24 protein-coding genes are annotated in these 22748 nt (G+C 59.6%); 17 read left to right on the top strand and 7 right to left on the bottom strand.

Translation table 11 applies throughout. The annotated features are described in order from the left end of the window. Window positions 1–17: 17 nt before the first annotated feature. The 4 genes from zwf (at window position 18) to ACA066_RS22430 (ending at window position 3873) form a co-directional block, all read left to right on the top strand. A complete protein-coding gene (zwf, locus tag ACA066_RS22445) occupies window positions 18–1487 on the top strand; it encodes a glucose-6-phosphate dehydrogenase (RefSeq protein ID WP_017340427.1) in 1470 nt (489 codons plus the stop codon). Beyond that, window positions 1474–2187 (top strand): 6-phosphogluconolactonase, encoded by a 714-nt coding sequence (pgl, locus tag ACA066_RS22440; RefSeq protein ID WP_497696688.1) that lies wholly within the window; start codon window positions 1474–1476, stop codon window positions 2185–2187. Before zwf ends, pgl begins: the two co-directional genes overlap by 14 nt. A gap of 17 nt (window positions 2188–2204) precedes the next feature. Continuing rightward, window positions 2205–2870, top strand: a complete 666-nt coding sequence (locus ACA066_RS22435) for a bifunctional 4-hydroxy-2-oxoglutarate aldolase/2-dehydro-3-deoxy-phosphogluconate aldolase (RefSeq protein ID WP_017340425.1) — start codon at window positions 2205–2207, stop codon at window positions 2868–2870. A gap of 277 nt (window positions 2871–3147) precedes the next feature. Further along, complete coding sequence (locus ACA066_RS22430; RefSeq protein WP_497696687.1) at window positions 3148–3873, top strand: intradiol ring-cleavage dioxygenase; 726 nt, start codon at window positions 3148–3150, stop codon at window positions 3871–3873. 2 nt (window positions 3874–3875) lie between these two features. Here the strand turns inward: ACA066_RS22430 and ACA066_RS22425 are convergent, their stop codons facing one another. Continuing rightward, window positions 3876–5057 (bottom strand): aminotransferase class V-fold PLP-dependent enzyme, encoded by a 1182-nt coding sequence (locus tag ACA066_RS22425; RefSeq protein WP_497696686.1) that lies wholly within the window; start codon window positions 5055–5057, stop codon window positions 3876–3878. Between the two features lie 9 nt (window positions 5058–5066). Further along, window positions 5067–5303, bottom strand: a complete 237-nt coding sequence (locus ACA066_RS22420; RefSeq protein WP_003213031.1) for a DUF3820 family protein — start codon at window positions 5301–5303, stop codon at window positions 5067–5069. A 203-nt stretch (window positions 5304–5506) separates the two neighbouring features. On the opposite strand from ACA066_RS22420, the gene ACA066_RS22415 reads away from it, so the two are divergent. The 4 genes from ACA066_RS22415 (at window position 5507) to ACA066_RS22400 (ending at window position 9193) form a co-directional block, all read left to right on the top strand. After that, a complete protein-coding gene (locus ACA066_RS22415) occupies window positions 5507–5974 on the top strand; it encodes a ferritin-like domain-containing protein (RefSeq protein WP_497696685.1) in 468 nt (155 codons plus the stop codon). 169 nt (window positions 5975–6143) lie between these two features. After that, window positions 6144–8132: an FUSC family protein gene (locus ACA066_RS22410; protein ID WP_497696684.1), complete on the top strand. Its 1989-nt coding sequence runs from the start codon at window positions 6144–6146 to the stop codon at window positions 8130–8132. Then, entirely contained in the window at window positions 8119–8325 is a 207-nt protein-coding gene (locus tag ACA066_RS22405; protein WP_497696683.1) for a DUF1656 domain-containing protein, read from the top strand. Before ACA066_RS22410 ends, ACA066_RS22405 begins: the two co-directional genes overlap by 14 nt. A 10-nt stretch (window positions 8326–8335) precedes the next feature. Then, window positions 8336–9193, top strand: coding sequence for an efflux RND transporter periplasmic adaptor subunit (locus tag ACA066_RS22400; RefSeq protein ID WP_497696682.1), 858 nt, complete (start codon window positions 8336–8338; stop codon window positions 9191–9193). Between the two features lie 152 nt (window positions 9194–9345). Here ACA066_RS22400 and ACA066_RS22395 read toward each other — a convergent pair whose 3' ends face one another. Both ACA066_RS22395 and ACA066_RS22390 read right to left on the bottom strand, forming a co-directional pair. Beyond that, window positions 9346–9816, bottom strand: a complete 471-nt coding sequence (locus tag ACA066_RS22395; RefSeq protein WP_046049496.1) for a MaoC family dehydratase — start codon at window positions 9814–9816, stop codon at window positions 9346–9348. A 40-nt stretch (window positions 9817–9856) separates the two neighbouring features. Further along, window positions 9857–10801 carry an alpha/beta hydrolase gene (locus tag ACA066_RS22390; protein ID WP_497696681.1) on the bottom strand — a complete coding sequence of 315 codons (945 nt, stop codon included), beginning with the start codon at window positions 10799–10801 and terminating at the stop codon, window positions 9857–9859. Window positions 10802–11028: 227 nt separating this feature from the next. Between ACA066_RS22390 and fadD2 the strand changes: the two genes are divergently transcribed. Together fadD2 and fadD1 are read left to right on the top strand one after the other, a co-directional pair. Next, window positions 11029–12717, top strand: a complete 1689-nt coding sequence (gene fadD2 / locus ACA066_RS22385; RefSeq protein WP_497696680.1) for a long-chain-fatty-acid--CoA ligase FadD2 — start codon at window positions 11029–11031, stop codon at window positions 12715–12717. A gap of 395 nt (window positions 12718–13112) precedes the next feature. Next, window positions 13113–14813 carry a long-chain-fatty-acid--CoA ligase FadD1 gene (gene fadD1 / locus ACA066_RS22380; RefSeq protein WP_497696679.1) on the top strand — a complete coding sequence of 567 codons (1701 nt, stop codon included), beginning with the start codon at window positions 13113–13115 and terminating at the stop codon, window positions 14811–14813. Between the two features lie 202 nt (window positions 14814–15015). Here fadD1 and ACA066_RS22375 read toward each other — a convergent pair whose 3' ends face one another. Further along, window positions 15016–15393: a hypothetical protein gene (locus tag ACA066_RS22375; protein ID WP_007990351.1), complete on the bottom strand. Its 378-nt coding sequence runs from the start codon at window positions 15391–15393 to the stop codon at window positions 15016–15018. A 200-nt stretch (window positions 15394–15593) separates the two neighbouring features. Here ACA066_RS22375 and ACA066_RS22370 point away from each other — a divergent pair, with 200 nt between their 5' ends. From ACA066_RS22370 to def, 3 genes are all read left to right on the top strand, one after another. Then, complete coding sequence (locus ACA066_RS22370) at window positions 15594–15785, top strand: CsbD family protein (RefSeq protein ID WP_497696678.1); 192 nt, start codon at window positions 15594–15596, stop codon at window positions 15783–15785. Window positions 15786–15956: 171 nt separating this feature from the next. Beyond that, window positions 15957–16913 (top strand): YihY/virulence factor BrkB family protein, encoded by a 957-nt coding sequence (locus tag ACA066_RS22365; protein WP_497696677.1) that lies wholly within the window; start codon window positions 15957–15959, stop codon window positions 16911–16913. Beyond that, on the top strand, window positions 16910–17449 hold the full coding sequence (def, locus tag ACA066_RS22360) for a peptide deformylase (protein WP_214378113.1): 540 nt from the start codon (window positions 16910–16912) through the stop codon (window positions 17447–17449). The genes ACA066_RS22365 and def overlap by 4 nt, the downstream gene beginning before the upstream one ends. 118 nt (window positions 17450–17567) lie before the next feature. On the opposite strand, the gene ACA066_RS22355 is transcribed toward def, so the two are convergent. After that, a complete protein-coding gene (locus ACA066_RS22355) occupies window positions 17568–17984 on the bottom strand; it encodes a GNAT family N-acetyltransferase (RefSeq protein WP_497696676.1) in 417 nt (138 codons plus the stop codon). A gap of 327 nt (window positions 17985–18311) precedes the next feature. Between ACA066_RS22355 and ACA066_RS22350 the strand changes: the two genes are divergently transcribed. The 4 genes from ACA066_RS22350 to ACA066_RS22335 all read left to right on the top strand — a co-directional run bounded on the left by ACA066_RS22350 (window position 18312) and on the right by ACA066_RS22335 (window position 21968). Further along, a complete protein-coding gene (locus tag ACA066_RS22350) occupies window positions 18312–19253 on the top strand; it encodes a fatty acid desaturase (protein ID WP_497696675.1) in 942 nt (313 codons plus the stop codon). Between the two features lie 136 nt (window positions 19254–19389). Further along, window positions 19390–20181, top strand: coding sequence for a phosphate/phosphite/phosphonate ABC transporter substrate-binding protein (locus ACA066_RS22345; RefSeq protein WP_497696674.1), 792 nt, complete (start codon window positions 19390–19392; stop codon window positions 20179–20181). A gap of 243 nt (window positions 20182–20424) precedes the next feature. Beyond that, window positions 20425–20958: a sigma-70 family RNA polymerase sigma factor gene (locus tag ACA066_RS22340; protein ID WP_497696673.1), complete on the top strand. Its 534-nt coding sequence runs from the start codon at window positions 20425–20427 to the stop codon at window positions 20956–20958. Next, a complete protein-coding gene (locus ACA066_RS22335; RefSeq protein ID WP_497696672.1) occupies window positions 20955–21968 on the top strand; it encodes an ABC transporter substrate-binding protein in 1014 nt (337 codons plus the stop codon). Before ACA066_RS22340 ends, ACA066_RS22335 begins: the two co-directional genes overlap by 4 nt. Window positions 21969–22085: 117 nt before the next feature. Here the strand turns inward: ACA066_RS22335 and gstA are convergent, their stop codons facing one another. Next, window positions 22086–22688: a glutathione transferase GstA gene (gstA, locus tag ACA066_RS22330; protein ID WP_497696671.1), complete on the bottom strand. Its 603-nt coding sequence runs from the start codon at window positions 22686–22688 to the stop codon at window positions 22086–22088. Between the last annotated feature and the right edge of the window lie 60 nt (window positions 22689–22748).

Here is a 22748-nt window from a genome sequence, read left to right as displayed (position 1 = left end):
ATAAAAGAACAAACATCATGCCTTCGATTACGGTTGAACCGTGCACCTTTGCCTTGTTCGGCGCGCTTGGCGATCTGGCCTTGCGCAAGCTGTTTCCTGCCCTCTATCAACTCGATGGCGCAGGCCTGTTGCACGAGGACACGCGCATCATCGCGCTGGCCCGTGAGCCCGGCAGCGAGCAGGAGCATCTGGCGTTCATCGCTTCAGAGCTGCGCCGCTACGTCGGCGCCAAAGAGCTGGACGAAGCGGTGGTCGAACGCTTTCTGGCCCGCCTGACCTACCTGCATGTCGACTTCCTCAAGTCCGAAGACTATGTGGCCCTGGCCGAAATGGCTGGCAGCGCCCAGCGAGTGATTGCCTACTTCGCCACGCCGGCCGCTGTTTACGGTGCGATCTGCGAGAACCTGGCGAAGGTCGGTCTGGCCGAAAACACCCGTGTGGTGCTGGAAAAACCCATCGGTTCGGACCTCGAATCCTCGCGCAAGGTCAACGACGCCGTGGCGCAGTTCTTCCCGGAGAACCGCACGTACCGCATCGACCACTACCTGGGCAAAGAGACCGTTCAAAACCTCATCGCCCTGCGTTTTGCCAACAGCCTGTTCGAAACCCAGTGGAACCAGAATTACATCTCCCACGTGGAAATCACCGTGGCCGAGAAGGTCGGGATCGAAGGCCGCTGGGGTTACTTCGACAAGGCCGGTCAGCTGCGGGACATGATCCAGAATCACCTGCTGCAACTGCTCTGCCTGATCGCCATGGACCCGCCGGCCGACCTGTCAGCCGACAGCATCCGCGACGAGAAAGTCAAAGTGCTCAAGGCACTGGCGCCGATCAGCCCGGAAGGCCTGACCACACAAGTGGTGCGCGGCCAGTACATCGCCGGTTACAGCGAAGGCAAACCGGTGCCGGGCTACCTGGAAGAACCGAATTCCAACACCCAGAGCGACACCGAAACCTTCGTCGCCCTGCGTGCCGACATCCGCAACTGGCGTTGGGCCGGCGTGCCGTTTTACCTGCGCACCGGCAAACGCATGCCGCAGAAATTGTCGCAGATCGTCATCCACTTCAAGGAACCGTCGCACTACATCTTCGCCCCGGAGCAGCGCCTGCAGATCAGCAACAAGCTGATTATCCGCCTGCAACCGGACGAAGGCATTTCCTTGCGTGTGATGACCAAAGAGCAAGGCCTGGACAAGGGCATGCAGCTGCGCAGCGGTCCGTTGCAGCTGAATTTTTCCGACACCTGGCGCAGCGCACGGATTCCCGATGCCTACGAGCGGTTGTTGCTGGAAGTGATGCGCGGCAATCAGAACCTGTTTGTCCGTAAAGATGAAATCGAAGCCGCGTGGAAGTGGTGTGACCAGTTGATCGCCGGGTGGAAAAAATCCGGTGATGCGCCCAAGCCGTACGCGGCCGGGTCCTGGGGACCGATGAGCTCCATTGCTCTGATCACGCGGGACGGGAGGTCGTGGTATGGCGATATCTAATTTGAAACTGCCTCAGGGCGTCAGCGCCCATGAGTTCAAGAGCCCGGTGTTGCTGGCCGATGGTTTGGCGCTGAATGTGGCCAAGCAACTGAGTGACGCTATCGACGCTCGCGGGACCGCGACGCTGGTGGTGTCCGGTGGACGCAGCCCGGTGGCGTTCTTCCAGATCCTGGCGAAGCAGAAGCTGGATTGGTCCAAGGTCGTCGTGACCCTGGCTGATGAGCGTTGGGTGCCGGTGGAACACGCCGACAGCAACGCCGGTCTGCTCAAGCGTTACCTGTTGCAAGGTCTGGCGGCCAAGGCTCAATTTCTGAGCCTCTATAGCGCCAGCGCCAACCTTGAACAAGCGGCCGAGCAAGCCGACCGTTTGCTCGCCGAGTTGCCTGCTATCGACGTGCTGGTACTGGGCATGGGCGACGACGGCCACACCGCGTCGCTGTTCCCGAACAGCCCGAACCTGGCCGACGCCTTGAAGGTCGACGGCAAACGTCGTTGCTACCCGATGCTGGCACCGACCGTGCCGCATCAGCGCCTGACCATGAGTCGCGCGCTGCTGGCCTCGGCCAAACACACCGTTCTATCGATTTCCGGTCAGTCAAAGCTGACCACCCTGAGTGCCGCATTGGCCGGTGACGATGTCGCCGCCATGCCGATTCGCGCGTTTCTGCAACCTACGTTAGAGATTTACTGGTGCCCATGAGCCAAGGAACAGCCGCTATGACAACCCCATCCCCGACCGTTTCCATGGCGGACAAAGTTGCCCTGATCGACAGCCTCTGCGCCAAGGCGCGGATTCTGCCGGTGATCACCATCGCTCGCGAACAGGACGTGCTGCCGCTGGCCGACGCCCTCGCGGCCGGTGGCCTGACAGCCCTGGAAGTGACCCTGCGTTCGCAGTTCGGCCTCAAGGCCATCCAGATCCTGCGCGAGCAGCGTCCGGAACTGGTGACCGGCGCCGGCACCGTGCTCGATCGCCACATGCTGGCCGCCGCGGAAGCTGCCGGTTCGCAGTTCATCGTCACGCCGGGCATCACCCGTGATTTGCTCGAAGCCAGCGTCGACAGTCCGATCCCGCTGTTGCCGGGCATCAGCAACGCCTCGGGCATCATGGAAGGCTACGGTCTGGGCTATCGCCGCTTCAAACTGTTCCCGGCGGAAGTCAGCGGCGGCGTCGCGGCGATCAAAGCCCTGGGCGGCCCGTTCGGCGAAGTGAAATTCTGCCCTACCGGTGGCGTCAGCCCGGCCAACATCAAGAGCTACATGGCGTTGAAAAACGTGATGTGCGTGGGCGGTAGCTGGATGCTTGATCCGGAGTGGATCAAGAACGGCGACTGGGCCCGCATTCAGGAATGCACTGCCGAGGCCTTGGCGCTGCTGGACTGATCTGTTTTTACCTGACACTTCGTTGTGTGTTCTACGGCTTTAACGGTGCGCTTGGTCGGTGCACCGTTTTTTTTTGCCCGCACAAAACCTCCTGTAGGAGCGAGCTTGCTCGCGAAAAACGTCATGGCAACGCGTTTAATCAGTTAGCACTCTTAATCGTTGACGTCCATCGCGAGCAAGCTTCGCTCCTACAATAGAAATCATGCGATACATAGTTACCGCATCTCGCCGCTCGTCCGGCGTTAACCTGCGTTCATCTTATGGAAGAGAGAACGTCATGGACGACAACACCTCGGTGACATCCGCACAACCGGCTTGCCTGCTGTCACCCGAACAGATCGCCGGCCCGTATTTTCGAAACCCGAAACTGATCAGACGAAACATCAGTGAAGGCATGGACGGCATTCCTCTGGTGCTGAAACTGACGATCGTCGATGCGATGACCGGTCAGCCGGTCACCGGCGCCATCGTCGATATCTGGCATTGCAATGCGCGTGGTGCGTATTCGGGCTGGAGCAGGATCGATCCGGACAAGGAAGTCGACGACGGCGATATCGGCGCGATCCCGCGTACCGACGACGATACGTACCTGCGCGGCGGACAGTTTACGGATCAGAAAGGCATCGTGCGCTTTACCACGATCTATCCGGGTTTCTATGCCGGACGCGCGCTGCACATCCACGTCGCTGTCCGAGTCACCGCTGGCAACAACTATCTCGAAGAGCGGCATGTCGCCTGGGTTGGCCAGCTGTACTTCCCCGAAGTGGCCTCGCGCTCGGTGCTCAACACCCGGCAATACAGCGGCCGAACCGTCGCACCATTGACCAACGATCAGGACGTTCTCTATGAAACCATGGGCGGCGAAGCCTCGACCCTGACCGTTCACACCCTCAGTCGAGACTCGAAAGAAGACGGATTTTTCGGGCACATGACCATCGGCATCGACACGTTTGCGGCGTCATCGCAGATCAAGCCGGAGGACTTCGACAAGTACACCGTGTGACGTCAGCGCAGCTCGTTCAATGCGTTGCTCAGCCTATCCATCTCCGCCGCAGTGTTGGTCAGCCCCGGTGTGATGCGGATGCACGGGCCAGACGCTGCACCGCTGCGCGTCACGGTAAACAGGTTGTAGTCCTTGAGCAGTCGCTCGGCCATTGCCTGCTGATCGACATGCCGGGTAAAGCGCATCGACGTGATGCCGCAATACAGTCGAGGGTCATCCGGGGTCATGACTTCGATGCCTGGCAAATCACGCACTGCGCTGACCCAACGGTTGCGCAGGTAATTGAGCCGTGCACCCTTGGCGGCGGAACCGCCCATGGCCCGATGCTCCTCGAACACCAGCGGCAAGGTCAGCAACGCCGGGATGTTGGGGGTGCTGTATGGCGTGCGGGCGCGAATGTCGGTGACCGGGAAATGCATCTCGCCCATGTCCGGATCGATGTCGGCCAGGCGCTCCGGAGCGATATACATGAAGCCCAGGGTCAGCGGTGCACCGATCCATTTGTGCAGGTTGAAACCGGCGAACGCGACGCCGAGGTCATCGAGGTTGAATTCGATCTGGCCCAGTGCATGAGCGCCATCGAGGATCACGTCGATACCGTGTTCCCTGGCGGCAGCGACAATGGCCTTCACCGGCATCACCAGCCCGGTGCGGTGAGTGACGTGGGTCAGCGCCATCAGCTTGAGCTTTGGATAACGCGCGAAGGTATCTCGATAAGTGGCCAGCAAACTGTCGAAACTGGCGGGGTGCGCGTGATCGATCTCGATCACTTCAGCGCCGCGATGACGCGCGAGCCAGCGCATGGCGCCTTTGACCGTGTCGTACTCCAGATCACAGATCAACACCTGATCGCCCGGTTGAAGGCGATTGTAATTGCGGATCAGCGATTGCAGACCGTCCGACGCGTTGCGTGTGAAGGCCACGGATTCGGCCGTCACGCCTATCAGTTCCGCGAGCTGTCCAGCGATCGCAAGGCTTTCGCCCTGTTCGAAGCGCTGGCGCACATGCACCGAGTTGCTGCGGTTGATGAGTTCGATGTTGCGTTGGTATTCCTCGACCACCGTGCGCGACATGCGGCCGAAGTAACCGTTCTCGAGGTTTATCGGGCCGGGTTCGACGGCATAGCGGTCGGCAAAGGTCTGCCAAAACATTTCATCACGGGCGCGGCGGAGGTTATCGGGCATGGGGACGGCTCAGTGGCGAGGGGCGGGTTTGCCATGTTTGGCGCGTAGCGGCTCAAGCAACTCCGACAGGCCGTTGTGATCGATTTCCTGCATCAGGGCCAGCAATCCGCCCAATTCGCCATGGGGGAAACCTTCCCGGGCGAACCAGTTAAGGTAAGGACCGGGCAGGTCGGCAATGATGCGGCCCTTGTATTTGCCGAAGGGCATTTCACGGGTAATCAGCAGTTCGAGCTTTTCAGGGTTCATCAATCAGTCGTCTTGAATCAGTCAGTCTGGAAAATACAGGCATTCTGCATGCAGGCCAATTGACAGATCATGCAAATAACGCGGATACAGATTTCTGAATAAAAGTTAAGTAATTGAAATATAAGAAATAAGTTATCAATTCAAAGCTGGCATGCGGGGTGCAACAGCTATTGCATCTTTCATCAACCCGTGAGGAATTGAAAATGACCGACATGAAGAAAGAAGCGATCTCTGTACTCAATGACCTGATCGAAACCAGCAAAGACGGTCAGGAAGGGTTCAAGACTTGCGCTGAAGACATCAAGCACCCAGAGCTGAAAACGCTCTTTATCGCCCGTTCCGCCGACTGCGCCACTGCGGCTTCGGAACTGCAAGCTGCCGTGCGTTCGATGGGTGGCGATCCGGAAACTTCCACCAGCGTCAGCGGTGATCTGCACCGTCGCTGGGTCGACGTGAAAGCCATGTTCACCGGCAAGGATGAAGAAGCCGTGCTGAACGAAGCCGAACGCGGTGAAGACCATGCGCTGAAGGCTTACAAGGAAGCCATGGAAAAAATCAACAAGCACAACCTGGTGGGCATTCGTGACCTGGTTGAGCGTCAGTACCACGGTGTGCAACGCAATCACGATCAGGTGAAAGCCCTGCGTAACCAGGCTCGCGCACGCTCGTAAGCGCGCAAAGCCTGTCAGAAACGCCAGCCAGTCTGGCGTTTTTTTATGCCTGGATTTAGCGCTGGACGGGAGATAGATAGCCAGCTAATAATTTGATATTCAAGTGGCTCATTCAAATGACTTGGACGAACCCGGCTATCGTTAAATCGTCCTTTGAAGAGTGCTTTACGTGCCTATCACTTTGCAGGCTTTGTTTGCGCCCGACCGCCGTGCCCTGCAGTTCGCGATCAAGACCCTGCTCGGCGGCGGCCTCGCGCTGTGGCTGGCATTGCGCTGGGGGCTGGAGCAACCGGCCTGGGCGTTGATGACGGCGTTCATCGTCGCTCAGCCACTGTCCGGGATGGTGGTGCAAAAGGGCTTGGCGCGCCTGTTGGGGACGCTGATCGGAACGATCATGTCGGTGGTGTTCATGAGCCTGTTCGCACAGACACCGTGGTTGTTTCTTCTGGCATTGGCGTTGTGGCTCGGGCTGTGTACGGCGAGTTCGACCTTGCTGCGCAGTGCCTGGTCCTATTCGTTTGTGCTGGCCGGTTACACGGTCGCAATCATCGCGTTGCCGGCCATTACCCACCCGCTGACGGTGTTCGATCAAGCCGTGGCGCGCTGCACGGAAATCTGTCTGGGCATTCTCTGCGCCACCGCCGCCAGTGCGTTGTTGTGGCCGATGCGGGTCGAGCGACAACTGGCGGATCAGGCGCGAGCGGCGTGGCAGAGCGGGATGAATGCCGCACGCGCAACATTGGCCGGCGAAGGTCAGGCGCGCAAAGGGCTGCTGGAAATCCTCGGCCGAATCGTCGCGGTGAATGCCCAGCGCGAGCACGCCTGGTTCGAAGGCGGGCTGGGCCGGCAACGTGCGCGGGCCATCAGCGGACTGAGTCAGAAACTGTTGATGCTGCTGCGCATCGCTCGTTCAGTGCACCGTCAGTGGAAGCAGTTGGAACCGCAGGAAGCCGAACAGTTGACGCCGTGGATGACCGAAGTTCAGGAAGCGCTCGCCAGCCCGGATACCGCGACGTTGCAAGCCTTGCGACCGCGTTTGCTCGATGCGTCCCATGACCCGCAGATCAGCTCCGCGCAGAGTTATTGCCTGGTCCGTTTCACGTTGCTGATGGATACCGCGATGGCGGCGAACGCGGCATTGAGTGCGGTGGAGGAGGGCAAGGAAACCGTCGACCCGCCGCGCACCCTGACGCCGCACCGCGACCTGTCATTGGCGCTGGTCTTCGGGGCGCGTAGTGCCCTGGCGTTTCTGGTGGTGTCGTGTTTCTGGCTGGCGACTGCCTGGCCCGCCGCCTCAGGCGCATTGGTGCTGACCTGCGTGGTGTGCAGCCTGTTCGCCAGTCGCGAGAACGGCGCGCAGATCGGCATGAGTTTCATGCGCGGGATTTTACTGGCGATCCCGTCGGCGTTTATCGTCGGGCAGATTCTGCTGCCGCAATGGAGCGGTTTCGAGTTGCTCTGCATGGGCATGGGCGTGCCGTTGTTTCTCGGTGCGTTGGGCATGGCCAAGCCGCAGATCGGCGCCACGGCCACTTCGTTCTGCCTGCACTTCATTGTGCTGGTCTCGCCGCTCAATGCGATGAAGTTCGACGTCGCAACATTCTTCAACAGCGCTCAAGCCATGGTGATGGGCGTTGGCGCGGCGGTGTTGGCGTTTCACTTGCTGATCCTGCGCAACCCGGCCTGGCACGGTCGGCGTTTGCTGGCGGCGACCCTCGACGATCTGGTGCGCCTGACCCGGCGCAATTTACCTGGCGCTGAAAGCTGGTTCGGCGGACGCATGGCCGACCGTTTGCTGCAACTGGCGCGGCACTATCCGGAGCTACCGGAGCCGGCGCGCAGTCGCTGGGATGACGGCTTGCTCGGTCTGGACATCGGCGACGAACTGCTGCATTTGCGCTTGAGCCTGGCGGTGGCGCAGGTGCCAGTCAGTGCGCCGCAGCGACGCTATCTTGAGGCGCTGGAAAAAGTCCTCGAACAAGGCCCGAGCGGTCGTTGTGCCGATGCCCTGGAACAGCCCAGCGAAGAATTCTTGAACACCTTGTACGCGTTACCGCCCAGCGATGCTGTGAAACTGGCCCAGGGCGCCGTGCTGCAGTTGCAGAACAGCTGGCGCGCGTGGTGCCGTCAACAGGAGCAAAGCCATGGGCTTGCGTGAATGGTCGGTAGGCGGTGTGCTGCTCAGCCCGTTTCTGATTTATGTGCTGCTGGCGCTGTTCGTCACCGGGGCCTTGCGCCTGCTATTGCGCCTGACCCCGGCCGGCCGCTGGATCTGGCACGAAGCGTTATTCGATTGCGCCCTGTACGTCTGTGTATTGACCCTGATCACCGTCGTCCTCGGACCTTTATAAGGAGTTGAACATGCGTACCTCCGTACGTGTCGCGGTAACCCTGTGCCTGGTGGCGGTGGCGATTTTTGCCGGTTTCCATTTGTGGCAGTACTACATGCTCACGCCGTGGACGCGGGATGCGCGGATTCGCGCCGACGTGGTGGTGATCGCCCCGGACGTGTCGGGCTGGGTACGTGAACTCAAGGCGTTTGATAATCAGCCGGTAAAGGCGGGCGATCTGTTGCTGAGCATTGACCGCGACCGGTTCGAAGCCGCGCTGGAGAAGGCGCAAGCGGTGGTGCAAACCCGTCAGCAGCAACTCAATCTGCGTGAGCGCGAAGCCAGTCGCCGCGCTGCCCTCGGCCCGCAAGCGATCAGTGCCGAGCTGCGTGAGAACGCGCAGATCAACGCCGGCATCGCCCGTGGTGAGCTGCGCGAAGCCCAGGCCGAAGCCAAGGTGGCTGAACTCAACCTCGCCCGAAGCCAGGTTCATGCGCCACGTAGCGGCCACATCACTAACTTGCGTCTGGCCCAAGGCAATTACGTGAATGCCGGGCAAGCGGTGATGGCGCTGATCGACGATTCGACGTTCTATGTGCAGGCGTATTTCGAAGAAACCAAACTGCCGCGGATTCGTGTCGGCGATCCGGTGAAGGTCTGGTTGATGAGTGCGGGCGAGGCGTTGCAAGGGCATGTGGAAAGCGTCAGCCGCGGGATTACCGATCGCAACACCACGCCGGATGGGCAGTTGCTGGCGGAGGTGGAGCCGACGTTCAACTGGGTGAGGCTGGCGCAGCGGATTCCGGTGCGGATCAAACTGGACAAGGTGCCCGAGGGGATCAATTTGAGTTCGGGGATGACGGCGAGTGTGCAGGTGCAGGAGCGGTAGAGGTCACTGTGGCGAGGGAGCTTGCTCCCGCTCGGCTGCGAAGCAGTCGTAAACTCTGCCACCGCGGTTAGTCAGATTAACCGCGGAGTCGGATTTTGGGGGCGCTGCGCACCCCAGCGGGAGCAAGCTCCCTCGCCACAGGGAGCGGTGCTTCAGCCGATGCTGATTGCCGGCAGCTTAGGCAATGTCACGGTCTGCTGCTTGCGCGGCGCGAGAATTTCCGCCTCGCCATCCACCACCAACTCATCACGCTGGTTGAACACGCGAGTGGCAATGCGCACGCGAAACTTCGGCAACTTCTCCAGAATCTCCAGACGCACCGTCAGCGTGTCGCCAATCTTCACCGGCTTCTGAAAGCTCATCTGCTGACCGATATAAATGGTGCCCGGCCCAGGCAACTCGCAGGCAACGGCTGCGCTGATCAGTGCACCGCTGAACATGCCATGAGCGATACGCTCCTTGAACATGGTGCCGGCGGCGAATTCAGCGTCCAGGTGCACCGGGTTGTGGTCACCGGACATCGCGGCGAACAGTTGAATGTCGCGCTCTTCGACCGTCTTGCTGTAGCTGGCGGTCTGCCCGACTTCAAGGGCTTCGTAAGGGGTGTTGGTAACCTGGGTCATCGGTTTCAATTCCTGTGACAAATAAAAAAACCACAAAAAACTATTCGGATCTGGGTGGGCGGCGGTGGCTCAGGGCTTGCGCGATCCAGCTCAGCACGTCGGCCGTCACTTCATCGCGATTGCTCTCGTTGAACAGTTCGTGCCGTGCCTGCGGGTAAATCGTCAGTTGCAGGCTCTGGCTGCCAGCGGCACGTAGCGCATCGGCCAGATCTTTCAGACGCTTGCCTTCACTCACCGGATCACATTCGCCGCCAATCACCAGCAGCGGCAGGCCCGGATCGATCTGGGCGAGATTGGACGCTTTGCTGATTTGCTGCAAGCCGCCGAGCAAATCGATCCAGAACTGATTGGTGCAGCGAAAGCCGCAGAGCGGATCGTTGGCGTATTTGTCGACTTCGGCCGGGTCGCGGCTGAGCCAGTCGAACGAGGTGCGCACCGGTTTGAACTTCTTGTTGAACGAGCCGAATGACAGCCATTCGATCAGCGCGCTGCGCCCCTTCGGCCCCTGGCGCAAGCGTTCGAGGCGGGCGATTTGCCGGGCTGCGCGATAAAGCGCGACAGGTTGAAAGTTCGAACCACTGAGCACCGCGCCATACAGGCTGGCGCTGTGATGCAGCAGATAAGCCTGAGCGATGTAACTGCCCATGCTGTGGCCGAGCAGCACGATCGGTACGCCGGGATGCTGCTGGCCGATGTGCTGATTGAGGCTGGCCAGGTCACCGACCACCTTGCACCAGCCATCGTCGTCGGCGAAATGACCGAGTGTCCCGTTTTCGGCAGTTTTGCCATGTCCACGCAGGTCTGGCGCGTACACGCCGTAGCCCTGTTCACAGCATTTTTCGGCCAGACGGGCATAGCGATCACTGTGCTCGGCCATGCCGTGGGCCAGCAGGATCACCGCTTTCAACGGCGCGGCGGGCAGCCACTGGTTGACGAAGAGGCGGCTGCGGTCACTCGCGGTCAACCAGAAGGTGTCGTGGATCATGGCGATTCCTTTGCATGGGCTCGGTGCATTGTATAGCGCATCCTTCGCCGGGCGTCTGATCAGGCCATGCCACGGCACCAAGATTCACACGATCAATGACGGACGTTGGCATATTTGCCTGTTTCGTCATAGCTGCTAGTGTCCGTGAAGCTCCGCTTTTTGCTTTTTGTTTTTCAGACAGAGCAGCAAGCGGCCCCGGATAGGTTCAGGTAAAGAGGACAAGAACAATGCAACCTGATTTCTGGAATGACAAACGCCCGGCCGGCGTACCCCTGGACATCGATCGAGGGGCTTACAAGTCGGTGATCGAGGTGTTCGAGCGTTCCTGCAAAAAATTTGCGGACCGCCCGGCCTTCAGCAACATGGGCGTGACCCTGACCTACGCCGAGCTGGAACGCTACAGCGCCGCGTTCGCCGGTTACCTGCAAGCCCACACCGACCTGGTGCCGGGGGATCGCATCGCGGTGCAGATGCCCAACGTCCTGCAGTACCCGATTGCCGTGTTTGGTGCGTTGCGCGCCGGGCTGATCGTGGTCAACACCAACCCGCTGTACACCGCGCGGGAGATGCGTCATCAGTTCAAGGATTCCGGTGCCCGGGCGCTGGTCTATCTGAACATGTTCGGGCAGAAGGTCCAGGAAGTGCTGCCCGACACCGACCTCCAGTACCTGATCGAAGCGAAGATGGGCGACATGATGCCCACCGCCAAAGGCTGGCTGGTCAACACCCTGGTGCGCAAGGTCAAGAAAATGGTCCCGGACTATTCCTTGCCGCAGGCCATTTCCTTCAAGAGCGCGTTGCGCCTGGGCCGGGGCCTGGGCATCAAGCCGCTGAACGCCGGTCTCAACGATATCGCCGTGTTGCAATACACCGGCGGCACCACCGGCCTGGCGAAGGGCGCGATGCTGACCCACGGCAACCTGGTGGCGAACATGCAGCAGGCGCGGGCGTGCCTGGGCCAGTTCGGCAACGATGGCCAGCCGCTGCTGCGCGAAGGCCAGGAGGTGATGATTGCGCCGCTGCCGCTGTATCACATCTATGCCTTCACCGCGAATTGCATGTGCATGATGGTGACCGGCAACCACAACGTGCTGATCACCAATCCACGGGACATTGGCGGTTTCATCAAGGAACTGAAGAACTGGCGGTTCTCGGCACTGCTGGGGCTTAACACGCTGTTCGTCGCGTTGATGGACCATCCGGATTTCAAGACCCTGGATTTCTCCAGCCTCAAACTGACCAACTCCGGTGGCACGGCGCTGGTCAAGGCCACCGCCGAGCGCTGGGAGCAACTGACCGGGTGTCGCATCACCGAAGGCTACGGCCTGACCGAAACCTCGCCGGTGGCGTGCACCAACCCGTACGGCAACAAGTCGCGAATCGGCACGGTCGGCCTGCCGGTGCCGGGCACCACGCTGAAAGTCATCAACGATGAAGGCGTCGAGCAGCCGATGGGCGAGCGCGGCGAACTGTGCATCAAGGGTCCGCAGATCATGAAGGGCTATTGGCAGAAACCCGAAGCCACCGCCGAAGTGCTGGATGCCGAAGGCTGGTTCAAGTCCGGTGACATCGCAGTGATCGACCCGGACGGTTTTGTGCGCATCGTCGATCGCAAGAAAGACATGATCATTGTCTCGGGTTTCAACGTGTACCCGAACGAGATCGAGGACGTGGTGATGGCTCACCCGAAAGTCGCCAACTGCGCGGTCATTGGTGTGCCGGACGAACGTTCGGGCGAGGCGGTGAAGTTGTTTGTGGTGGCGCGTGAGTCGGGGGTCAGCCTTGAAGAGCTGAAGGCCTACTGCAAGGAAAACTTCACGGCGTACAAAGTGCCCAAGCACATTGTGTTGCGTGAGTCGTTGCCGATGACGCCGGTGGGCAAGATTCTGCGGCGGGAGTTGCGGGATATTGCCTGATCGGTGAATGGCCGCGCTTCGCGCGAATCGCTGTAGGAGCGAGCTTGCTCGCGAAGGTCGTCAACGATAACGCGAGAAACCTGATGTCACGCGGCGGCCTCTGGTTTTTCGCGAGCAAGCTCGCTCCTACACTGTCGCCTTAAGCCCCGGTTTCAGGGGGTTTCAGAGCTTTATAGAATCTTTGCTCTAAAATGACCGCTTGTAATTCTTGAGTCACAAATGTGACTTTGTAGGACACTTTTGGCTCTAGTAGGCCCTATGCAAAGCTGCTACTCTCGGCGCGTTTTGTGACATCTAGGCCTTCTGTAAAAGCCAGACTCACCAACAATCAAACACCAATAATAACCGCATCAAAATGCGGTATTTGAATTCGCGTTGCTGAGGAGTGGGCTTCCATGATCGAAGACTTCTGGAAGGATAAGTACCCTGCCGGGATTGCTGCCGACATCAATCCGGACGAGTATCCGAATATTCAGGCAGTGCTGAAACAGTCCTGCCAACGCTTCGCCGACAAACCGGCATTTAGCAACCTGGGCAAGACAATTACCTACGGTGAACTGTACGAATTGTCCGGTGCCTTTGCCGCTTACCTGCAACAGCATACCGACTTGCAGCCGGGCGATCGAATCGCCGTGCAGCTGCCCAACGTCTTGCAGTACCCGGTCGCTGTGTTCGGTGCCATTCGCGCCGGGTTGATCGTGGTCAATACCAACCCGCTGTACACCGCGCGGGAAATGGAACATCAGTTCAACGATTCCGGTGCCAAAGCCCTGGTGTGCCTGGCCAACATGGCGCACCTGGCCGAGACCGTCGTGCCGAAAACCGGCGTCAAGCATGTCATCGTCACCGAAGTGGCTGATCTGTTGCCGCCGCTCAAGCGCCTGCTGATCAACAGCGTCATCAAGTACGTGAAGAAGATGGTCCCGGCGTATCACTTGCCCAAGGCCGTCAAGTTCAACGACGTGTTGAGCAAGGGTCATGGCCAGCCAGTGGCTGAAGCCAACCCGGCCAGCAGCGACGTGGCGGTGCTGCAATACACCGGCGGCACCACCGGCGTGGCGAAGGGCGCAATGCTGACCCATCGCAACCTCGTCGCCAACATGCTGCAGTGCAAGGCGCTGATGGGTTCCAACCTCAACGAAGGCTGCGAGATCCTGATCACGCCGCTGCCGCTGTACCACATCTACGCGTTCACCTTTCATTGCATGGCGATGATGCTGATCGGCAACCACAACATTCTGATCAGCAACCCGCGCGACCTGCCGGCGATGGTCAAGGAACTGTCGAAGTGGAAGTTCAGCGGTTTCGTGGGTTTGAACACGCTGTTCGTTGCCCTGTGCAACAACGAAGGTTTCCGCAAACTGGATTTCTCGGCGCTGAAAGTCACCCTGTCCGGAGGCATGGCCCTGCAATTGGCTGCGGCCGAGCGCTGGAAAGCGGTCACCGGTTGCGCCATCTGCGAAGGTTACGGCATGACCGAAACCAGCCCGGTGGCGACTGTGAACCCGATCCAGCACATCCAGATCGGCACCATCGGTATCCCGGTTCCGTCGACCCTATGCAAAATCATCGACGATGCCGGCGTTGAACAGCCGATGGGCGAAATCGGCGAATTGTGTGTGAAGGGGCCGCAGGTGATGAAAGGCTACTGGCAGCGCCAGGAAGCCACCGATGAAATCCTCGACAGCGAAGGCTGGTTGAAGACCGGTGACATCGCGCTGATCCAGCCTGACGGCTACATGCGCATCGTCGATCGCAAGAAAGACATGATCCTGGTGTCCGGTTTCAACGTGTACCCGAATGAGCTCGAAGACGTGCTCGTGACCCTGCCGGGCGTACTGCAGTGCGCGGCCATTGGCGTGCCGGACGAGAAGTCGGGCGAGGCGATCAAGATTTTCATCGTCGCCAAACCGGGTGTGACGCTGACCAAGGAACAGGTGATGGAGCATATGCGCGCCAACGTCACCGGCTACAAGGTGCCGAAAGCCGTGGAGTTCCGCGATGCGCTGCCGACCACCAACGTCGGCAAGATCCTGCGTCGGGAATTGCGTGATGAAGAGCTGAAGAAGATCAACGCGAAGAAAGTAGGCGCGTAACAAACAAAAAAGCCCCGCAGATGCGGGGCTTTTTTTATAGCGATATCAGAAGTGCTTTTGTGGCGAGGGGGCTTGCCCCCGTTCGACTGCGCAGCAGTCGCAGAACCTGTGGGCTCGGTGAGTCTGATGGACTGCGGTTTCAGATTTCAGGGCCGCTTCGCAGCCCAACGGGGGCAAGCCCCCTCGCCACAGGGGATCGGTGTTACTGGCGGAACGGCGCGAAATTGACGTTGGTGCCCGCCGGGCGCATGTCCTGTAAGTACGAATCCTTGTCCGCACTCAATTCCAGGCTCAATGCCGCCTTGCGCTTGCCCTGGTTGCGCACCACCAGCCCTTCGAGCTTCTCGCGCAGGAACACCGTCGGCACCTTCAGGTGCAGCAGTTCATCGGTGTCCGGTGTGTGCATCAGCAGGTGAATCCATTCGTACTGACCAACGGCCAGGCGTGCCACCGGGATATCGAACCACCAGATGTTGCGGTTACGGTTCAATTCGGTGAAATGGCAGTTGTTGACGCCAAGCACAGCACCGCCGAGTTCCTGGTTTCTGCGGGCAATGGCCTGCTTTTTATCGAGTTTCATAACATTCCTACGGGGTTGGATCTTCAGCGCCACGGCCTGAATACGTTGCGCATTCTCGGGGGTTGGTCGGCAAACATAAAGCCCAACCTGCACTGAACGATGAAATGGCGCTGTGAAAATAAATGAAACTCCGCGCAAACGGCTCCGGTCAATCCTTGTGTAACGACTTTTCTCGTTCAATTGTTCACAGGAGAAACACCATGAGCAGCACTGGCGATAAAGTAAAAGGCATGGCCAACGAAGCCGCCGGCAACGTCAAGCAAGGCGTCGGCAAGGCCACCGGTAACGACAAAATGCGCGCCGAAGGCAAGGTGCAGGAAAGGAAAGGCGAAGCTCAGCAAGCAGTGGGTAAAGCCAAGGACGCGATCAAAAAAGGTGTCGACAAGGCTTGATTCGGCCTTTGGTGAATATCAGAAACGGCCATCCACGGATGGCCGTTTTTGTGTCAGCCTGAACTTGCGCACGGAAATTGTTTCAAAGTCGCCAAGTAGGCTACTTTGATGTAGAAAACGGCCCCTGAGTCGCCACGACTTCAACCGATTTGCGGCGAAAAGGAGACGCTCATGATTTTCCCGGACATGAAAGGTTTGCCCATCCACCGTGTGATGGTGCGCACGGTCACCGAGTTCGTCGACGACGAGATGTCGACCTATGCCTCGGCGCTGGCCTATCAAATGCTGTTTTCCCTGTTTCCCTTCATCCTGTTCCTGATCGCCCTGATCGGTTTCCTGCACCTGCCAGACTTCTTCTCCTGGCTGCGCCTGCAATCGGAACTGGTCCTGCCGCCCCAGGCGCTGGAGCAGGTCAACCCGGTGATTGACCAGCTCCAGCAAGCCAAGGGTGGCTTGCTGTCGGTCGGTATCGTGATCGCCCTGTGGACGGCGTCTGCCGGTGTGCGGCTGATGATGAGCGCGATGAACGCTGCTTATGACGTGGTGGAAGGCCGCCCGGCGTGGAAGCGTTTTCCGCTGTCGATCATCTACACCGTCGGCATCGCCGGCATGTTGCTGATCGCCGCTGCACTGATGGTGCTCGGGCCGCAGGTGATGACCTGGATCGCAGCGCAAGTCGGCCTCGAATACTTCATCGTCACGCTGTGGACCATCGCCCGTTGGCCGGCGGTGGTGATTCTGCTGATGGTGGCCGTGGCGCTGATTTATTACGTCATGCCCGACGTCAAACAGGAGTTCCGCTTTATCACGCCGGGTTCGGTGCTGGCCGTCGTGGTGTGGATCCTCGCGTCCGTGGGTTTCGGTCTGTACGTCAAGGAGTTCGCCAACTACAACGCCATGTATGGCAGTATCGGCGCGATCATCGTGCTGTTGTTGTACTTCTATATTTCCGCGGCGGTGCTATTGCTCGGTGCGGAGATGAATGCGGTGATCGAACACATGTCGACCGAAGGCAAGGACCCTGGCGAAAAGGTCCCCGGCGAGCTCGACCATGCACACAAACACCACGTTTCGGGACTGGGTCGGGATCACTCGATCAAGCCGAGCACTGACGAAGTCATCAAATGATCCGTGAAATCCTGAAAATGGGCGACGAGCGCCTGCTGCGTGTTGCGCCGCCGGTCCCCGCCGAAATGTTCGACAGCCCGGAGTTGTGGCAACTGATCGACGATATGTTCCAGACCATGGAAAGCGTCGGTGGCGTTGGTCTGGCGGCGCCGCAGATCGGGGTCGACCTGCAACTGGTGATCTTCGGCTTCGAGCACAGCGAGCGCTACCCGGATGCCGAAGCGGTGCCGCAGACCATTCTGATCAATCCGCTGATCACGCCGTTGAGCCCGGTGATGGAAGAGGGCTTCGAAGGTTGCCTGTCGGTGCCCGGCCTGCGCGGCGCGGTGGATCGTTATCAGCAGATTCGTTACGAAGGTTTCGACCCGAAGGGCGAGCCGGTCGTGCGCATTGCCGAGGGCTTTCATGCCCGTGTGGTGCAGCACGAATGCGATCACCTGATCGGCCGGTTATATCCGTCGCGTATTACCGACTTCAGCAAGTTCGGGTTCACCGAAGTCATGTTTCCGGATCTTGATCCCAACGCTGACGATTGATTTCACCGCAAAACCCTGTGGGAGCGCCTGCTCGCGATAGCGGTTTTACATTCAACACATCGGTTGACTGACACACCGCAATCGCGAGCAGGCTCGCTCCCACATTTGGTCTTTATGTCTACCCGACCGGTCCCAACCCCATCGCGATCATCGGCTTGCTGCGCGCATAGCGGCTCAAGCGTTCGACCATGGCGTAAGGCATGGCCGGATCGAAGGTAAAACCGCGTCGTTCATAAAATCCGCGCAAATCCGGATGGCAGAACAGCCACACCGGTTGCTCGAGACCTTTCACCGCTTCGGCGATCAACGCCGCTGCAATCCCTTGTTCGCGGCACGCCGGGTCGACGAACAAACCCGTCAGCCAATGCCCGCCCGAGACCGGGCGCAAACACAGCGCGCCAATGATCTCGTCGCGCCTGGCGACCCACAACTGAGCGTCACGCACCGCTTTCATCGACGATTGGTGGGCACGATAAAACTTGTTCATCAAGGGCCATAGCGGCTCGGCGAGCAAGGTGTACTGGGTGTCGGGCATGGATGTGATCTGTCGGTGCGCAAAGCGGGCGATTATAAAAGAACGCGCGCCCGGCGATAGGTGTATACCTGATCTCACATCCCGTATGAGTGGAGTACGTATCATGGCCAAAGGCATGGATTCAAAAAAAGCGGCAAAGAAGAAACCGGCGAAAACCGCCGATGAAAAACGCGCGGACAAGAAGGCCAAGAAGGTGGATGTGTTCGGCCATTGATCCTGCGACAAGGGAGCCCGGTCCTCGGGCTCCTGCTGCTCTAACTAAATAATCTGCAAGATTTCCCTGCGCTATTGCACAGAAAGGGACTGGTCCCCGATCTGAGCAACGCCATGCCCCATTACTTCGATAGCGCCCACCGAGCAGAAATCGAAACCCTGCGCCAACGCCTGACCCCTCGCACCGAGTGGCCGACCTGGTTGCTGCTGATCGGCGTGTACGCCGGCTGGTTCAGCCTTGTGCTGGGCAGTGCCCTACTGGGTGTGTGGTGGAGCACGCTATTGCTGATTCCATTGGTGGTGCTCTGGTTGTCGGTGCAGCACGAATTGCTGCACGGTCATCCCACCCGCTGGACCACGCTGAACAAAATCCTCGGCTACGCACCATTCGCCGTCTGGTTTCCCTACACCTTGTATCGCGACAGCCACTTGCTGCATCACCGCGACGAAGACCTGACCCTGCCGGGTATCGACCCGGAAAGCCGCTATCTGAGCGCCGAGCGGTGGCAGGGCAGCTCAGTGTTCGAACAGAGCCTGCACTGGCTGAACAAAACCGTGCTCGGGCGCTTCATCCTCGGTGCACCGCTGGCCTTGCTGGCGCTGGCGCGGGAAGAGCTGCAACGTTTGAAAGCGGGTGAACGGCAGGCCTGGTTGATGTGGCTGACCCACGGCACACTGACTCTGTTGATGTTGCTGTTCATCGCCCGCTACAGCGCGTTGCCGGTGTGGCATTACCTGTTGCTGATCAGTGTGCCGGCGCTGTCGATTGCGATGATCCGCTCTTACTACGAACACCGACCCCATACGCAACCCGAGCAACGCACCGTGCTCAACGAAGCCGGCTGGCCATGGCGTTGGCTGTTCCTGAACCTGAATTTTCATCTGGTGCATCACGACCTGCCAAGCCTGCCCTGGTACGACTTGCCCCGCGCCTATCACGCGCGCCGCGAGCAATGGGTGGCGCGCAGCGGCGGGTTTCTGGTGCAGGGTTATGGCCAGTTGTGGCGTGAGAATGGGATAAAGGCGATCGACAGCCCCAAACACCCATTCCACTGATTGCGAATGCATTCCCTTGTAGGAGCCGGCTTGCTGGCGATGAGGGCGTGTCAATCGACATCAATGTTGGCAAAAAGACCGCTATCGCCAGCAAGCCGGCTCCTACAGTTGATTTTTGTTGTATGGGAAGAATTTGATGACTCAAGACATCGCTGAGCTACTCATGTACGTCGCCCCTGAGCCGATCCGCCAGGCCAACGAGCGCTGGCTGACGCGAATCCTCGAACGTCTGGGCACCACCCGCCGCAACGCCGAAGCGCTGTCGCTGATGGACCTTTGGCTGTCCCCGCATTTGCTGCTGACCCAAACCTGCGGCTATCCGTTGATGACCGCATTGCGCGGCCAGGTCCAGATCATCGGCCGGCCTCGCTACGAACTGCCGGACAGCACCGGCGGCAACCATTACAGCCTGTTGCTGAGTCGCGCCGATGATTCACGCCGGACATTGCCCGCGTTTTTTGGCAGCCGTTGCGTGATCAACGGCGAAGACTCCAACAGTGGTATGAACTTGCTGCGTCAACGACTGGCACCGCTGCATCGCGACGGGCAGTTCTTCGCCAGTGTCGGTATCAGCGGCAGCCATCGCGAAAGCCTGCGCTGGTTGCGTGAAAACAAAGCTGATTTGGCGGCCATCGACAGCGTGACCTTCGCCTACCTCGCACGCCACGCCGAAGAGGAAGTGGCGGGATTGCGAGTGGTGGGGCGCAGTGCGTTCAGCCCGACCTTGCCTTACATCACCGCTGCGACGGTGACTGGTAAACAGGTAGAGGCGCTGCGGCAGGTGATGAACGAGGCGTTGCGGGAGCTGCCTGATGTGGCTGAAGTCCTTGGTTTGCGCGAGGTTTTACCGGCGAGAGAGGGCGACTATCAAATCGTTCTCGACTATCAACAAGAAGCCGAGGCGTTGGGGTTTGGGCGCCTGCGTTGACTGAAGACCATTCGTGGGCAAGCCTTGCTCAGGTTTTGTGTCGATCTCTGGATCGATGATCGACACAAAACCTGTAGGAGCAAGGCTTGCCCGCGAGGGCGATCGCATGACCACCCTCAATTTTAAATTCCATAATCGAATATAAAAATGCTTTTTAAATATTATTAATGAATAAGGCTCCTTGCTAGGATTCGAGTCACCGGACCACCGGACATTCAGCGACCCCTAACCTTTGGAGCCTCTATGTCCGGCACCGACTTATCCCATCGCAACGACGTGGGCGGATTGTTCCGCGCCCATTACCCTTGGCTGTGCGCTCGGTTGCGACGACATTTGGGGGCCTGTTCCAGCGTCGAAGACATCGCCGCCGAAACCTTCGCGCAACTGCTCGAATCCCCGGGGCTGACCCCGATTCACGAGCCTCGCGCGCTGCTCACCACCATCGCCCACCGGCTGATTTACCAGCTCTGGCGTCGCCGTGATCTGGAACGCCAGCACCTCGATCAACTGCAACACTTCGATCAGCCGCAAGCGAGTTCGCCCGAGGAATTGCTGCAACTGGCCCAGGCGTTGCACGGCCTCGACCGAACGCTTCAGCGCTTGCCGGGCAAGGTCCGGGCGACGTTCCTGTTGTCGCGAATCGATGGCCTGACCTACCCGCAAATCGCCGCCGAACTGGGCATTTCCCAGCGCTCAGTCAGCATCTACATGACCCGCTCCCAAGCGTTGTGCGCCCAGCACAGCGCCAATGAACCCTTGCACCAGAGGTCCGCATGAAATCGATCAAAACCCTGCTCGGCAGTTCGCTGCTGGCCCTGAGCCTTGTGGCGACCCACGTCCCGGCCGCCGAAAAAAACGCGCCGATCCACTTCGGCGACATCACCTGGGAAAGCGGCAGCCTGATCACCGAGATCCTGCGGTTGATCGTCGAAAAAGGTTACGGCTACCCGACCGACACGTTGCCGGGCAGTACCGTCAGCCTCGAAGCGGCATTGGCCAAGAACGACATTCAAGTCATCGGCGAAGAATGGGCGGGGCGCAGTCCCGCGTGGGTCAAGGCAGCATCGGAAGGCAAAGTGTTTGGTCTGGGCGACACGGTCAAAGGCGCCACCGAAGGCTGGTGGGTGCCGGAGTACGTGATCAAGGGTGACCCGGAGCGCGGGATCAAACCGCTCGCGCCTGAGTTGAAATCCGTCGCCGACCTGGCGCGCTACAAGGACGTGTTCCGCGACCCCGAAGACCCGAGCCGCGGACGCTTCCTCAACAGCCCGACCGGTTGGACCTCGGAAATCGTCAACAGTCAGAAACTCAAGGCCTATGACCTGACCACCAGCTTCGTCAACTTCCGCACCGGCTCCGGCGCGGCGCTGGATGCCGAGGTCGCATCGTCGATCCGCCGTGGCAAGCCGGTGTTGTTCTACTACTGGTCGCCAACGCCGCTGTTGGGTCGCTTCAAACTGGTGAAGCTCGAAGAACCGCCATTCGACGCCGAAGCCTGGAAGACCCTGGCCGATGCCAACAACCCGAACCCCAAAGGCACGCGCTCGATGCCGGCGAGCCTGGCCATCGGCGTGTCCGCACCGTTCAAGACGCAGTATCCGGATTTGGTGGCGTTCTTCGAGAAAGTCGATTTCCCGATCGATCTGCTGAACCAGACGCTGGCGCAGATGAGCGAAAAGCGCCAGCAACCGCGTCAGGTGGCGGAAGCGTTTTTGCGCGATCAGCCGCAGATCTGGAAGGGGTGGGTGCCGGGGGAGGTGGCTACCAAGGTGAGTGCGAGTTTGTAATCAGCGGTGTCCGAAAAATCGCCTTCGCGGGCAAGCCTCGCTCCTACGGGTACGCCGCTAAACCTGTAGGAGCGAGCGGTGCGGCGATCCGACTTGCCCGCGAAGCGAACTGAAACCTTACACCAACTCCGCAGTCAACGCCGCTTTCACGGCCGGCCGCTGATCAATTCTGGCCTGAAACCGCACCAACGCTGGCCACTCATTCAAATCAATCGAAAACAACGGCGTCCACCGCAACACCGTAAACAAGTAAGCGTCCGCAATGCTGAACCCGTCTACCAGCAAATAATCCTGCCGCTCCAGCGTCTGGCACACCACCGCAAACCGCTTGAACAGCTTCTCCTTGATCAGCGCCTTCACCTCCTCCGGTACCTGCGCGTTGAACAACCATCCCAGCCCGCCATGAATCTCCGTGGAAACAAAGTTCAGCCACTCCTGCAACCGCACCCGCTTGAATGTCCCATGGGCTGGCGCCAGTTTCGCCTCGGGTCGCAGGTCCGCCAGGTACTGCAGGATCGCCGGACCTTCGGTCAGCACTTCACCGTTGTCCAGTTGCAGCGCCGCGACGTAACCCTTCGGGTTGATGGCGAGGAAATCGGCACCGCTCGCGGTCTGTTTGGTGCGGTTATCGACGCGGATCAACGCGAAGGGCAGGTCCAGCTCGCGCAGCACAATGTGCGGTGCGAGTGAGCAAGCGTGTGGGGCGTAATACAACTTCATCGGCAGGCCTCTGGTTCGGGGTTTTCGCCAGTGTCATAGTGCGCGGCGCCCTCAGTAAAA

It is taken from the genome of Pseudomonas sp. LBUM1651 (assembly GCF_059716135.1).
Note: the sequence above shows the minus strand (reverse complement) of the source record. Positions and strands in the feature narration are given on the sequence as shown.

What these genes read in the sequence shown, in the direction of transcription:
- zwf (WP_017340427.1), top strand. Translation starts at nt 18, where the DNA reads ATGCCTTCGATTACGGTTGAACCGTGCACCTTTGCCTTGTTCGGCGCG.
- pgl (WP_497696688.1), top strand. Translation starts at nt 1,474, where the DNA reads ATGGCGATATCTAATTTGAAACTGCCTCAGGGCGTCAGCGCCCATGAG.
- ACA066_RS22435 (WP_017340425.1), top strand. Translation starts at nt 2,205, where the DNA reads ATGACAACCCCATCCCCGACCGTTTCCATGGCGGACAAAGTTGCCCTG.
- ACA066_RS22430 (WP_497696687.1), top strand. Translation starts at nt 3,148, where the DNA reads ATGGACGACAACACCTCGGTGACATCCGCACAACCGGCTTGCCTGCTG.
- ACA066_RS22425 (WP_497696686.1), bottom strand. Translation starts at nt 5,057, where the DNA reads ATGCCCGATAACCTCCGCCGCGCCCGTGATGAAATGTTTTGGCAGACC.
- ACA066_RS22420 (WP_003213031.1), bottom strand. Translation starts at nt 5,303, where the DNA reads ATGAACCCTGAAAAGCTCGAACTGCTGATTACCCGTGAAATGCCCTTC.
- ACA066_RS22415 (WP_497696685.1), top strand. Translation starts at nt 5,507, where the DNA reads ATGACCGACATGAAGAAAGAAGCGATCTCTGTACTCAATGACCTGATC.
- ACA066_RS22405 (WP_497696683.1), top strand. Translation starts at nt 8,119, where the DNA reads ATGGGCTTGCGTGAATGGTCGGTAGGCGGTGTGCTGCTCAGCCCGTTT.
- ACA066_RS22400 (WP_497696682.1), top strand. Translation starts at nt 8,336, where the DNA reads ATGCGTACCTCCGTACGTGTCGCGGTAACCCTGTGCCTGGTGGCGGTG.
- ACA066_RS22395 (WP_046049496.1), bottom strand. Translation starts at nt 9,816, where the DNA reads ATGACCCAGGTTACCAACACCCCTTACGAAGCCCTTGAAGTCGGGCAG.
- ACA066_RS22390 (WP_497696681.1), bottom strand. Translation starts at nt 10,801, where the DNA reads ATGATCCACGACACCTTCTGGTTGACCGCGAGTGACCGCAGCCGCCTC.
- fadD2 (WP_497696680.1), top strand. Translation starts at nt 11,029, where the DNA reads ATGCAACCTGATTTCTGGAATGACAAACGCCCGGCCGGCGTACCCCTG.
- fadD1 (WP_497696679.1), top strand. Translation starts at nt 13,113, where the DNA reads ATGATCGAAGACTTCTGGAAGGATAAGTACCCTGCCGGGATTGCTGCC.
- ACA066_RS22375 (WP_007990351.1), bottom strand. Translation starts at nt 15,393, where the DNA reads ATGAAACTCGATAAAAAGCAGGCCATTGCCCGCAGAAACCAGGAACTC.
- ACA066_RS22370 (WP_497696678.1), top strand. Translation starts at nt 15,594, where the DNA reads ATGAGCAGCACTGGCGATAAAGTAAAAGGCATGGCCAACGAAGCCGCC.
- ACA066_RS22365 (WP_497696677.1), top strand. Translation starts at nt 15,957, where the DNA reads ATGATTTTCCCGGACATGAAAGGTTTGCCCATCCACCGTGTGATGGTG.
- def (WP_214378113.1), top strand. Translation starts at nt 16,910, where the DNA reads ATGATCCGTGAAATCCTGAAAATGGGCGACGAGCGCCTGCTGCGTGTT.
- ACA066_RS22355 (WP_497696676.1), bottom strand. Translation starts at nt 17,984, where the DNA reads ATGCCCGACACCCAGTACACCTTGCTCGCCGAGCCGCTATGGCCCTTG.
- ACA066_RS22350 (WP_497696675.1), top strand. Translation starts at nt 18,312, where the DNA reads ATGCCCCATTACTTCGATAGCGCCCACCGAGCAGAAATCGAAACCCTG.
- ACA066_RS22345 (WP_497696674.1), top strand. Translation starts at nt 19,390, where the DNA reads ATGACTCAAGACATCGCTGAGCTACTCATGTACGTCGCCCCTGAGCCG.
- ACA066_RS22340 (WP_497696673.1), top strand. Translation starts at nt 20,425, where the DNA reads ATGTCCGGCACCGACTTATCCCATCGCAACGACGTGGGCGGATTGTTC.
- ACA066_RS22335 (WP_497696672.1), top strand. Translation starts at nt 20,955, where the DNA reads ATGAAATCGATCAAAACCCTGCTCGGCAGTTCGCTGCTGGCCCTGAGC.
- gstA (WP_497696671.1), bottom strand. Translation starts at nt 22,688, where the DNA reads ATGAAGTTGTATTACGCCCCACACGCTTGCTCACTCGCACCGCACATT.